Annotated in this window: 9 protein-coding genes; 1 reads left to right on the top strand and 8 read right to left on the bottom strand. The window is 42.9% G+C overall.

Annotation, left to right across the window (positions count from 1 at the left end; translation table 11 throughout):
- The first annotated feature begins 254 nt into the window (after nt 1–254).
- The gene (locus tag B2727_RS04755; protein ID WP_033133769.1) at nt 255–2,021 is read left to right on the top strand and encodes a tetratricopeptide repeat protein; all 1,767 of its coding nucleotides are present in this window, start codon (nt 255–257) and stop codon (nt 2,019–2,021) included.
- A gap of 57 nt (nt 2,022–2,078) precedes the next feature.
- On the opposite strand, the gene B2727_RS04750 is transcribed toward B2727_RS04755, so the two are convergent.
- The 8 genes from B2727_RS04750 to B2727_RS04715 form a co-directional block, all read right to left on the bottom strand.
- Nucleotides 2,079–3,467, bottom strand: a complete 1,389-nt coding sequence (locus B2727_RS04750; RefSeq protein WP_033133770.1) for an efflux transporter outer membrane subunit — start codon at nt 3,465–3,467, stop codon at nt 2,079–2,081.
- Nucleotides 3,468–3,478: 11 nt separating this feature from the next.
- Nucleotides 3,479–5,470: a MacB family efflux pump subunit gene (locus tag B2727_RS04745; protein ID WP_033133771.1), complete on the bottom strand. Its 1,992-nt coding sequence runs from the start codon at nt 5,468–5,470 to the stop codon at nt 3,479–3,481.
- 1 nt (nt 5,471) lies between these two features.
- Nucleotides 5,472–6,815, bottom strand: coding sequence for a MacA family efflux pump subunit (locus B2727_RS04740; protein ID WP_033133772.1), 1,344 nt, complete (start codon nt 6,813–6,815; stop codon nt 5,472–5,474).
- A gap of 108 nt (nt 6,816–6,923) precedes the next feature.
- Nucleotides 6,924–7,754, bottom strand: a complete 831-nt coding sequence (locus B2727_RS04735) for an SIR2 family NAD-dependent protein deacylase (RefSeq protein ID WP_033133773.1) — start codon at nt 7,752–7,754, stop codon at nt 6,924–6,926.
- A 42-nt stretch (nt 7,755–7,796) separates the two neighbouring features.
- The gene (gene holA / locus B2727_RS04730) at nt 7,797–8,792 is read right to left on the bottom strand and encodes a DNA polymerase III subunit delta (RefSeq protein WP_033133774.1); all 996 of its coding nucleotides are present in this window, start codon (nt 8,790–8,792) and stop codon (nt 7,797–7,799) included.
- Nucleotides 8,793–8,801: 9 nt separating this feature from the next.
- A complete protein-coding gene (gene lptE, locus B2727_RS04725) occupies nt 8,802–9,311 on the bottom strand; it encodes an LPS assembly lipoprotein LptE (RefSeq protein WP_004804322.1) in 510 nt (169 codons plus the stop codon).
- Nucleotides 9,312–9,398: 87 nt separating this feature from the next.
- Complete coding sequence (gene leuS / locus B2727_RS04720; protein WP_033133775.1) at nt 9,399–12,023, bottom strand: leucine--tRNA ligase; 2,625 nt, start codon at nt 12,021–12,023, stop codon at nt 9,399–9,401.
- A gap of 143 nt (nt 12,024–12,166) precedes the next feature.
- On the bottom strand, nt 12,167–12,514 hold the full coding sequence (locus B2727_RS04715; RefSeq protein WP_033133776.1) for a DUF4124 domain-containing protein: 348 nt from the start codon (nt 12,512–12,514) through the stop codon (nt 12,167–12,169).
- Nucleotides 12,515–12,769: the final 255 nt, after the last annotated feature.

Below are 12,769 nucleotides of genomic sequence, written 5' to 3'. Positions count from 1 at the left end.
ATTCTAAAAATATAACTCATCTTTTGAACTCATTTATTATGTTTTTCTATACTGTTAAACCATTGTTGCATTTAAATTATATAGGGAAGTCAATTTCATTGGGGATTGTTTAATTTTAATTTAATATCTCATGCTACCTATTTAAATAGCTTTAGAATGAAAATAAATTAGATGAAATATTATTGTTCTAAGTTTCTGATAATGTAATATTTAGGTGGAATAAAATGAATAATTATTAATACTTAGGGGGAATAATGTTTTGGTTAATCGTCGTTTTTGTTGTTGCAATTATGATTTATTGGGGAGTAGACCGAATTGAAAAATCAGAAAAGCAAAAACAAAATACTCAATCAAGTTTGGAACATGAACTTCGACAACAACTTATAGATGCTGATATTGAATATACCGAGGAATCGTTACAGGCTCTAACGCAGAATTATCAAATTTATCACAGCGCATTTGCCTATTTTGATGGTGATGGCGTGCCACAAGATTATAAAAAAGCTTATGAACTCTGGTCTGAGGTCGCTGAAATTTTTCCCTTGTCGAATGTGTTAATGGGTACGATGTCACTGGATGGTTTAGTCGCTGAGAGAAATCCTAAACTTGCCTTGGAATATTTTCATAAAGCGTTGGAATTAAATGAAGAATGTCATGAAGCGATGTTTCAAATTGCTCGATTGTATGAGCTCGGAGAAGATGTTGTTCAAGACAACCAATACGCTTTTCAGTTGTATCAAAAAGCAGCTGATCTAGGTAATGTAGATGCTGAAAATCAGTTGGCGTGGGCTTTTTACGTCGGGTTGGGCGTTACTAAAAATCAGGTTAGGGCGTTTATTAAATGGTTGGCATTAGCCGAGAATGGACATGTAGATGCACAGCGATTAGTTGGAATCTGTTGTTATTTTACGGGGCATGGCACAAACCAAAATTTTGAACAAGCATTTTATTGGATCAAGCGTGCAGCTGAAAGTAATAACCTTGAGGCAATTGCAAATCTAGGTATGTTGTATATGTATGGCTTAGGAACCTCTGTTGATTTTTCGCAAGCTCAGCATTGGCTACAAAAGGCTGTTGATCAAGGGCATATACAAGCCACAATTGATCTAGGTAGTGCATTGCTAATGGAAAATGACTTGGATAGGGAAAATGTTCAACGTGCAATTGTATTATGGGAGAGCATGCTTGACACAGAAGGTCATCAGCAAGTTATAGATAACTTAGGTTTATTATATTTATATGGTTGTCAAAGCATTCAACCAAATGCACATAAGGCGTTCCCTTATTTACAGCAAAGTGCTGAGTTAGGTAGCTTGGCTGGTTCTGTTGGCTATGCAGTATGTTTGGTTGAACTTGAGCCTAGCCCCGAGAATATCCAAAAAGCACAAGGATATATTCAGAAAACATTGCTTGATTTAGAACAGTTCCAAAGTTCTGATATTTCTCAACAATCGATACTGAATTTATTGGGGTTGGTATATATTGAAGGAAAAGTTTTTGACAAAGATATCCATAAAGCACTGGACTATTTTGAAAGAGCCGCGCAATTCAATCATCCTTCATCACAATATCGACTCGCAACACTTTATGCAGAAGGCGTAGATGTTCATCAAAATGATGACAAAGCATTTTTCTGGTATCAAAAAGCAGCGCATGCTGGTGTGATCGAAGCACAAAATAATCTAGGGGCATTCTATGCTTTAGGGCGTGGTGTAACTCAGGATTATGAACAAGCCTGTTATTGGTTCATACAAGCAATGCAAAAAGGGGATGCTTCTGCAATCAATAATATGGGAGAAATGTATGAAAATGGATATGGAGTAGAGCAGAATTATTCAGAAGCTTTTACCTTATTCGAGCAAGCAAATAAGAAAGGCAATATCGACAGTAGTTTTAATCTTGGCAATCTTTATTACTATGGTCGTGGGGTTTTAGCAGACCAAGAAAAGGCGAAAAGCTATTATCAGCAAGCCGCATCTCAAGGTTTTGAAAAAGCGATACAGCAATTAGAACGCTTATGAAGAATATAAAGCCGATATTGAGTATTTAAAATATCGGCTTTATACGTTTAGATGGGATTACTCTTTAACAGGGCTTCCACCCATGGCTTGCATTAATGTCACATAGGCATTGTATTGATTCTGCTTGGTTTCCACCAAGCTGAGTCGTGCATTACGTGTGGTTTCCTGCGCATCCAGTAAGTTCTTTAATGCAATCGCACCATTGCGATAACGCACTTCGGTTAAACGTTCTGTCTTATCTGCCAGCTCGACATTACGTTGCTGTAACTGTACTTGCTGATTCAGTTGAGTGCGATTAGATAGCGCATTTTCCACATCGGCAAAAGCTTGATACAGCGTTTGACGGTATTGGGTAATGGCTTTTTCATACTCAAGATCACTGATCGCAATGTCTTTCTTCATATCATTATATTGAAGAAAGGGTAGGCTAAGGCTCGCACCGAGTGTCAAAGCAGGGTTCTTTAACAGTTGAGTCAAAGACGTGCTTGAAGAACCAACATTCCCAGTCAAATTGATTGAAGGGTAATAGCTGGCTTTAGTTGCATCTTTATTTGCTAAAGTCTTGCGTAGGCGTAGCTCAGATGCTTGTAGGTCTGGGCGACGCGATAAAATATCAGCAGGGAGTCCGACCGCGATATTTGGTAGAGCATTGCGAGGTAACTGTGCAGGTTCTTGAATATTCAGTTGTTGTACAGGTTCATGCAACAGGACTGCAAGGGCAGTACGTGCTTCAACACGCTGCTGTTCAATCTGACTGAGACTGGCTTTTTGGCTTTGCACTGATTGTTCAGCTTGGGTGAGGTCCAAACCAGATACTGCACCTGCTTTATATTGCGACTGTACCAAAGAGTAGGTTTTTTGAGTTGAGGCGAGATTCTGCTGAATAGTTTGATAGCGTTCATTCAGATAGCCCAACTGCCAATACAGTTTTGCTGTTGTGCCAACTAGACTTTGTGCTGTCGCTTGTAAATCTTGCTCAGTGGCTAAAGCTTCCCATCGGCTTGCTTCGGTTTGACTGGCAAGCTTACCAAATAAATCGAGTTCATAGCTGACGCCTACGCTGGTCGATAAACCACGGTCAGAGCCATCGCCAGAACGCAGATCATAATTATGACCCGCAGAGACACTTGAACTGGTTCGAATCCCTTGTTTATTTTCAGCGAGACCTGCTTGTAGTCGGGCTTGTTGCAGGGTGATGCCTGCGACACTTAAGTCGCTATTTTTAGCCAACACTTGATCGACCAATTGATTCAACTGGGTATCGTTAAATAGCGTCCACCATTGATCAGTTAAATTGATACTTTTACTTTTTTGTGCATTGTACTGGAACTGTTGCGGCACTTGGACGGTTGGTGCGTTATAGGGTGTTTTGACGACAGCAGAACAGCCAGCTAAGGAACCAGTGAGTACCAGTGCAAGTCCTAATTTTGTGAATTGAAAAGACATACTCAAATTCCTTATTCTCTCGCTAAAGCAGCAACTGGATCGAGTTGTGCCGCATTTCGTGCTGGCAAGAAGCCAAATACAATACCAATCATGCTTGAGCAGACAAAGGCTGCGACAATCGAGGTGGTTGAATAACTCATCTCAATCACGCCTTTGGCAAAGTGTCCGATGATTTGTCCAATCCCTAAAGATAGCAGTACACCCAAGATACCGCCCAGTAAACAGACCAGAATTGCTTCAATCAGGAATTGCTGCAAAATATCACTTTGACGTGCACCGACTGCCATACGTACCCCGATTTCTTGAGTCCGCTCGGTCACAGAAACCAGCATAATATTCATCACGCCAATACCACCCACCACCAAGGAAATGACGGCAATCGCTGAAATCAGCAAGGTCATGGTTGCAGTGGTTTGCTGGATGGTTTCACGAATACTGTCAGAGTTTTGGGTAAACACATCTTGAGCACCGTGACGTTGTTCCAGCAAGGTTAGAATCGCGTTTTCAGCAGCGCTACTTGGGTATTCATCTTTGATACGCACGATGATGCTACGTACATTGGATTGCCCCAGCATACGGCTCATGACCGTCGAGTAGGGCAGATAAACATTCAGGCTGTCTGAATTCCCCATAAAGCCTTGCTGGGCATCAATCACGCCGATAATCCGACTTGGAACACTACCTAATAGCAGCACTTGACCGACAGGATTGGTGCCATCGGCAAAGAAGGTTTTTTCAGTATTGGTATCAATCACCACATCTTGGGCGCGTTCAGTCACACTTGCCTTATCAAAAGGCTGTCCTGATTTAAAGGTCATACCACGGACATAGAAGAAATCAGAACTGACCCCATTGACCGTTGCTGCTGCCTCAGTATCTTTATAACGCAGGGTTAAACTGGTATTGGCAGAAGGGCTGACCCCATCGACATAGGGCTGTTCAGCCAATGCTTCGGCATCGGCAGGGACTAGTGTTTTGACTTGTGAGGTTCGTGAGTTATCACCAAAGCCACGACCTTGATACACGGTAATGGTATTGGTGCCCAGACTACTAATATTTTCTAAAATTTGCTTTTGTGAACCATTTCCCAGTGCCACCACCGAAACTACGGATGCGATCCCGATAATAATCCCGAGCATGGTCAAAAAAGTACGCATACGGTGCGCATTCATGGCGAGCAATGCCATACGGAAGGCTTCACCAAGACGATCGAAGAACGAACGCCAAGCAGAGGTTTTCTTTTGCGGGTTACGCTCTAAGGTTTGATGCTCCAGTTCGGGGTCATTATGTTCAGGCGTGTTGGCACGGTCGGAAATAATATTACCGTCGCTGATCTCAATAATTCGGGTCGCATTTTTCGCGACATTGAGATCATGGGTGACCAGAATAATGGTATGGCCTTTGGCATTCAGCTCACGCAAAATGCGCATTACTTCGACACCACTGTTCTTATCCAATGCACCTGTGGGTTCATCGGCAAGAATCACATCACCACCATTCATCAACGCACGTGCAATCGACACTCGTTGTTGCTGACCACCAGATAGCTGGCTTGGGCGATGATGCAAACGTTCTTCTAACCCTAGTTCGGATAGTAGTTCAGCAGAACGTTCTTGGCGAAGATGACTGTCTACACCCGCATAAATTGCAGGAACCTCAACGTTACCTGAAGCACTGAGATCACCCAATAAGTGATAACGCTGGAAAATAAAACCAAAATATTCACGGCGTAATTGTGCCAGTTCATCTGGTTCTAATTGGCGTGTTTCTCTACCATTGACCTTGTAACTTCCTGCGCTGGGCTTATCAAGACAACCCAAGATGTTCATCAAGGTGGATTTACCCGAACCCGATTGCCCGACAATCGCAACCAACTCACCTGCATAAATTTTTAAATCAATGCCTTTGAGAATCTGTACGGTGCCTTCACCCGCAGGAAATTCACGGGTGAGCTGACTGACCTCAAGCAGTGGTTGTGATGAATGTGTTTGATTTTGAGTCATATTACATTCTCATTGCACGTTGATTGCTACGTTTGGCTGCTTCATTTGAACTGTCTGAGGCATCTGCAATCACCACTTGATCACCTTGTTTTAAACCTTTAAGCACTTGTGCGGTGACACGGTTATTCAGGCCAATCAATACTGGTTGCGGCTGAGCCGTACCATCAGCTTGTAAGACACGAACCATACCTGTTGAAGCTTTGCCTTGTGCAACCAGCGCTTTTTCTTCTTCACTGAGCTCTAGGCGTTTTGGACGTTGTGTCTTGTCAGCATCCGGTTTTTTCGCTTGATCAGCTGATGAAGCACCATTGGCCTGGCTACCTTTAGCACGGTTACCACGTTGAGTTTGGATGGCTGCCGCAGGCACAGTCAGTGCATTTTTTGCTTCTGCCAACACAATATAAACCTGTGCGGTCATATCAATACGAAGTTTGCCGTCTTCATTCGGTACATCAAATAAAGCGTTGTAGTACACCGCAGCATTCGACGTTGATGAACTGCTGCTACTGCTGGTTTCGGTATTAATCGAATTTGGTGCAGGTTCCACTTGGCGCAATTTAGCGTAATGTTTTTTATCGCTATTGCCTAAAGTGGTGAAATACACGGTTTGACCTTGTTCAACTTTCATGACATCGGCTTCAGAAATCTGTGCCTTGATGGTCATGGTATCGAGTTTTGCTAATTTCACGATGGTCGGTGCAGTTTGGTTGGCGTTTACGGTTTGACCTTCTTCCGTCACAATCGCCACAATGGTGCCATCCATCGGTGCCACGATACGGGTATAACCTAAATTTTCTTTTGCCGTAGCCAAGGTTAGGCGAGATTGCTCGATTTGTGCATTAATCGAGGTAATTTGTGCCTGAGCTGTTTTAAAGTTTGCCAACGCACTTTCGAGTTCAGCACGCGAAGTGGCATCTTGGCTATACATGGCTTGTTGGCGTTTATATTCCGCTTCAACCTTGGCTAAATTGGCTTGCTGTACTGCCAACTGCGCTTGTTGATTTTTAATACTGGCATCTGCTGTTTTGAGTTCGTTCTCTTGGCGAATCGAGTCAATTTGCGCAATCAACTGACCTTGTTTGACTTGGTCACCCAATTGCACATACATTTTTTTCACCTGACCCGATACCTGTGCACCGACACTTACCATTTTGGTGGCTTCCAGTACCCCAGTTGCCAATACCGAATCTTCGATATCGCCGCGAGAGACTTCAGCGCTAATATATTGTGGTGCTTGGGCTTTAGGTTTGAAGAACATCCATCCGAGCGCTGCAATGATCAGCACCCCGATAGCGATCATAATGATTTTACGCGGTTGGATTTTTTTTGCGTTTGTTTTTGGCATGGCAGCAGGTCAAAAGTGAAAAACTGGACTTAGTATAAAAGTGAAATAAGGATAAAGCGTGAATATTTTTAATCTAGAATGAGAATTATTTGCTTTTTTGCCGATAAGTTATTCTATAAAAATCTGATAAATACCACGCACTCCTTGTTCAGCCGTTGTTGCAAGGGCAATACCACCTTGTGCAGGGAGCGTATATTCACGTAGGTTAATTCGAATCAGACCTGACGCAAATTGCTCACTAAAATAACGTACGGTTGGAATGGCTGTACCAGCGCCCATTTCGATCACCACAGGGCGCTGATGATCTTTTAGAAAAGCTTTTAAGTGTTTTGCCTGCAGATCATGTTGGTGGCTTAACCAACCCATATCATTGAACATTAAGATATTCGGTCGTGCCAGACCATCACAGTATGGACATTGTGGCAATTGCCCCAGCCATTGACAGTCCTGATGATCGATTTCTGGCTTTAATTCATCTGCGGGCCAAATGGTCTGTGTACACGCGTCCAGACATTGCAGATGATGAATCGAACCATGACATTCATAAATGTGATCAGGATTAAATCCTGCTTTTTGAAATTGACCATCAACATTCGAGGTAAATACAAAATTAGGAAGCTCTAATATTTCTGCCAGTTGCTTCAGTTGTAGAAAGCCTGAATGGGGTGTGGTCTGACGATACAGTGCCAAGCGATGCCCGTAAAATCCCCAAGCCAAACGTGGATGCCGTTTAAACGCGGCTGGATTGGCAATTTCGGTGAAATCGATGCGTTGTTTACCTAGCTCGGGATAGGCTTGCCACATACCTTGATTGCCACGAAAGTCAGGTAAACCCGAATCGACTCCCATACCAGCACCTGCACTGATGATCAGGCTGTCGGCTTGTTGGAATAGATTTTTGATCTGCTTGATTTGGTCGGGGCTTAAATGGAATGGCATGCGTTGATCCATTATTCTTATTATGTGATGGAGATGAATACTCTAAGCAGGTTGAGCAAACAGTGTAGTACCACACAGTTCAGCTAAGGCTTGTAGCATCAGCTGTTCTGGATTTTCTTTGGACATACCTTTGATCGCTGCATCAATACGCAACAATAAATCAGACCAAGTTAGAAACTGTCTTGGATTTAAACGACGTAGAGCTTGTTGATATTGTGATACTTTGGTTTTCCAGATCCCAAGTTGAATCGCATTATGTGGCTGTTCAAATAGCTGCATCAGTAAGCGCATTTCTTTGCTTAGGGTCCATAAAATCAGACTATCAGGCTCACCCGCAGCGATTAGATATTGGTAAATCTTGACTGACTGTGCCAAGTTTCCAGTAAGCAAGGCATCACTTAAATCATAAGTCGTATAACGCGATTGGTCTTGTAAACAGGAATACAATTGTTCAATCTGAATCTGTTGGATATCGGGGAAAGTATCCGCAACCCGCATTAAACTGTTTTTAGCAGCCAACAAGTTATGTTCATGATGCTGCATCAACCATTGCCAAGCATCATGATTCAGTTGAATCCCCAGTTTTTCGGCTTCGATGCTTAAGATGCGTTGTCGGTCTTGTGGGTAGGTCGCCGTCAGCGCAACCACAACACCATTGGCTTCGACCACTTGGAAAAAAGCCGACTTTAAACTGCTGCTGTCTTGCTTCGGTAAAACAATCAGTAAGAGGTTATGTTCATTATGTTGAATATAATGCTTCAGCAGTTTTAAGCCGTTGGCATCGGGTTTGATATTGCCATGTACTTCAATTGCAAGTTGTTGCGAAAATAGCGATAAACTGTTGAGTGCATTAAAGACATTTTTCCAGTCATTGACGCTACTAATGTCATAACGTTGGCGTTCAACGTCTTGTTGTTGCCAGCTTTTACGAAAAGTGTCGAGCAGATTCTGTTCAAGCAAAGGCTCTTGTCCATGCATAATCCATGCACCGCGAGCCTCATCAACACGTTTTAAGGCTTGAACATAATCTAGTTTCATAATGACAAATTAAGGTTGAGCTTTAGGTAAACGATTGGCTGCGATTTGACGCGTAATTTGCTGCGCCACATCATCAATCACAATACGGTTTAGATAAGCTTCTTGTTGGTTATCAGTGTTGACCGTTGCCACGTCGTATTGATAGGTACGAGAAGCGGTTAAGGTACGGGGTTCGGTAATTTTTTTGCCTTGGCGGTCTTCAATCTGGAAGGTCACTGTTAAACGTAACAACACTTCTGTCAATTTACCATTCAGTAATTGGCGGCGAGGGGTGTAATCCAATATACGAAGTACATAAGCATCATTGGCATTACTCAGTTGAACACCGGTCGCGCTGAGATAAATACTAAGCTTATTTTCAAGTTCGCTGGTACTCGCAGGCATGGCGAGCGTGAGTTTGTTATAGACCAGTGGCGCTGCTGTTGGATTACTTCCCTTTAGATGAAAGCCACAGCCGACTAAGCCTGCACTTAGGCCTAAAGTGAGTACGATAGCAGCTGCACGTTGCGCTAAGTGCATATTTATTCCTCGAATGAAATCTCTTCTAATCCCTTTTCTTATAGAAGGGGGAAACCTCTCTTTTTTAAGAGAGGTTAGAAAGGATTATTAAACTACTAAGTTAACAAGTTTATTTGGTACCACAATTTCTTTCTTGGTAGGGCCAGTCAAGAATTGTTGCACTTCTGGTAAGGCTTTTGCCAATGCCAATAAATCATCTTTTGAGATATCGACTGCGACGTCTAACTTACCACGAAGTTTACCATTCACTTGTACAACAATCGTTTGTGTATTACGGGTTAACGCTGACTCATCCACTTGCGGGAATTCGATCGTCGTTAATTCCAAACCAAACTGAGTTAACAAAGTTTGACTCAAATGTGGTGCAAATGGTGCAAGTAAGGTGAGCAATGTGGTGATTGCTTCACGTGCAACAGCTACATCATTGTCATCTTTTGCTTCGAACTTATTGCTGGCATTGAGTAATTCCATCAATGCGGCAATTGCCGTGTTGAACGCATGACGACGTTCGATGTCATCACCCACTTTTTGGATCGTTTCATGGGTTTTACGACGTAAATCTTGCGCATCTTTTGATAAGTTTGCAGTATCGATCGCTGTTGCTTGATTGCCTTTTTCCAAGAAGCCTGCAGCCAAACGCCATACACGTTTCAAGAAGCGGTTAGCTCCTTCAACACCTGCATCAGACCATTCGAGTGATTGATCTGGTGGTGCAGCGAACATCATGAAGACACGAGCAGTATCTGCGCCGTATTGATCAATAATCGCCTGTGGGTCAATGCCGTTGTTTTTTGACTTCGACATTTTTTCTTGTCCGCCAATCACAACTTCCTGACCATCACCTGAATATTTCGCAGAAAGGATACGACCTTTTTCGTCACGCTCTAATTCGATGTCAGCAGGGTTGAACCAAGTTTTCTTGCCGTTTTCTGCTTCACGATAGAAGGTATCTGCCAACACCATGCCTTGAGTGAGCAAGTTAGTAAATGGTTCGTTACCTTGTACCACGCCTTCATCACGCATCAATTTATGGAAGAAACGTGCATAAAGTAAGTGCAAGATTGCATGTTCAACACCACCGATATATTGGTTCACAGGAAGCCAGCTTTGAGCCGCTTCAGGTTTTACCATACCGCCAGTAAAGTCTGGAGAGGCATAACGTGCATAGTACCAAGAGGATTCTACAAAGGTATCCAAGGTATCGGTTTCACGACGCGCATCGCCACCACAGCTTGGGCATTTGGTTTCGTAGAATTCAGGCATCTTGTTCAATGGGTTACCAGAACCATCTGGAACCACATCGGTTGGTAATACGACAGGTAATTGATCTTCTGGAACAGTGACTTGACCACAGCTGTTACAGTTGATCATTGGAATTGGGCAACCCCAGTAACGTTGACGAGAAACACCCCAGTCACGTAAACGGAATTGAACCTTAGAATTTGCTAAAGCTTGTGGTTCTAATTTTGCAAGGAAGGCATCAAAAGCAGCTTGGAATGCTAAACCATCAAACTCGCCCGAATTAACCAATTTGCCATCTTTCGAGCCATACCACTCTTGCCATTCAGTTGCAGAATACGCTGCATCATCAGCACTTTGGGCATCGATCACTTGTTTGATTGGCAAGTTGAACTTATTGGCAAATTCAAAATCACGCTCATCATGTGCAGGAACCGCCATTACAGCGCCTGAACCGTAAGACATCAATACATAGTTGGCAATCCAAACAGGAAGTTCATCGCCAGTCACTGGATGCTTAACAGATAAACCTGTTGCCATACCTTTCTTTTCAGCCGTGGCTAAATCCGCTTCGGCAACTGAACCCATACGGCATTCTTCAATAAATGCAGCAAGTTCAGGATTGTTTTCAGCCGCTTTCAGCGCCATTGGGTGTTCTGCTGCAACAGCAACATAAGTCACACCCATCAAGGTATCCGCGCGCGTGGTATAAACGGTTAGGCCATCTGCATAGATTGCTGGATTGGCAGAAGGGAAGGTAATTTCCATTCCCGTTGAACGACCAATCCAGTTACGTTGCATGGTCAAGACCTGTTGTGGCCAACCATCTTTTAACGTATCTAAATCGTCTAATAATTCTTGTGCATAGTCAGTAATGCGGAAGTAGTACATTGGAATATCGCGTTTTTCAACTAATGCACCTGAACGCCAACCACGACCATTTTCAACTTGTTCATTCGCAAGTACGGTCTGGTCAACGGGGTCCCAGTTCACGGTTGATAACTTACGATAGATCAAGCCTTTCTTATAAAGTTGTACGAATAACCATTGTTCCCAGTGGTAGTACTCTGGTGTACACGTTGCAAATTCGCGATCCCAGTCGACAGACAGACCCAATTTTTTTAATTGGTCACGCATGTAGGCAATATTTTCAAAAGTCCATTTTGCTGGTGCAACTTGGTGAGCAATCGCTGCATTTTCAGCGGGTAAACCAAATGCATCCCAACCCATTGGTTGTAATACTGTTTCGCCTTTTAAGCGATGGAAACGGCTAATCACGTCACCAATGGTGTAGTTACGCACATGCCCCATGTGCAGTTTGCCACTTGGGTACGGGAACATCGACAGGATATAGCGATGTTTGCCCTCTACAGTGTCTGCAACTTTAAAAACTTTGCGATTGTCCCAGTCTTGTTGAACTTGAGGCTCAATGGCACTTGCTTGATATTCGGAGTCAATGTGAGAAGTCGTCATAGGGATATGCGATACAACAAAAAAGTAAAGTTAAGATTGCTGCACAGCATAGCGCAAAATTGTAGGAAATGTCAGTTTTTAGATCGGGATTTTATCTGCAAGGCCGCCGTGTTGAAGATGACCTTGCAGGTTTAGATCGCTATTTAGCGCTCTGATGATGCTGCGGCAGGCGGAGGGCTTTGTGGTTTAACTGAGTTCGCTGGAGTAGATGGCGCTGTCGGCGGTGTTTGCTGTGTTACATTTGGTGTGACTTCAGGATTCGCTTGATGGCTTTGTTGATTCGTTGGATTGGTGCTTTGATGGCTATTGCCATACGTTGAAACTTTGTCCAAACGCTTTGCACCTTTGGGCGGCGGCGTAGTGGTGTAATGAGTAGAACCATTGGCATCGACCCATTTGTAATATTGTTGCGCATAGTTTTGGCTGGAGCAGAGTAGCAATGTTGTTGTTGAAATTGTGTATAAGATTGTTTTTAAATAAGATATTTTCATATTTGATCTCCCCAAGAGAATGCTGAATATATTCGATCAAAGTGTCTAAATAAGCAGTTTACAATGCCTATTTTAAAGCAAAAAGAAAATAGTTTTTTGATAAATGGGCGTTTAACAAGACCAAATTATTCTGTGAAATGTGTTTAAAAAAACGGCAGCTAAAAAATATTCGTTAAAATCCTTTTCTTTGTTCTTGACATTGCTTATGAAAGAAACAAGAATGCTTTCTCAAGTTTTATATGTGTTTATTTGATC

This window comes from Acinetobacter sp. UBA991 (genome assembly GCF_002292065.1).
Lineage (GTDB): Bacteria > Pseudomonadota > Gammaproteobacteria > Pseudomonadales > Moraxellaceae > Acinetobacter > Acinetobacter higginsii.
Note: the sequence above shows the minus strand (reverse complement) of the source record. Positions and strands in the feature narration are given on the sequence as shown.

What these genes read in the sequence shown, in the direction of transcription:
- B2727_RS04755 (WP_033133769.1), top strand. Translation starts at nt 255, where the DNA reads ATGTTTTGGTTAATCGTCGTTTTTGTTGTTGCAATTATGATTTATTGG.
- B2727_RS04750 (WP_033133770.1), bottom strand. Translation starts at nt 3,467, where the DNA reads ATGTCTTTTCAATTCACAAAATTAGGACTTGCACTGGTACTCACTGGT.
- B2727_RS04745 (WP_033133771.1), bottom strand. Translation starts at nt 5,470, where the DNA reads ATGACTCAAAATCAAACACATTCATCACAACCACTGCTTGAGGTCAGT.
- B2727_RS04740 (WP_033133772.1), bottom strand. Translation starts at nt 6,815, where the DNA reads ATGCCAAAAACAAACGCAAAAAAAATCCAACCGCGTAAAATCATTATG.
- B2727_RS04735 (WP_033133773.1), bottom strand. Translation starts at nt 7,754, where the DNA reads ATGCCATTCCATTTAAGCCCCGACCAAATCAAGCAGATCAAAAATCTA.
- holA (WP_033133774.1), bottom strand. Translation starts at nt 8,792, where the DNA reads ATGAAACTAGATTATGTTCAAGCCTTAAAACGTGTTGATGAGGCTCGC.
- lptE (WP_004804322.1), bottom strand. Translation starts at nt 9,311, where the DNA reads ATGCACTTAGCGCAACGTGCAGCTGCTATCGTACTCACTTTAGGCCTA.
- leuS (WP_033133775.1), bottom strand. Translation starts at nt 12,023, where the DNA reads ATGACGACTTCTCACATTGACTCCGAATATCAAGCAAGTGCCATTGAG.
- B2727_RS04715 (WP_033133776.1), bottom strand. Translation starts at nt 12,514, where the DNA reads ATGAAAATATCTTATTTAAAAACAATCTTATACACAATTTCAACAACA.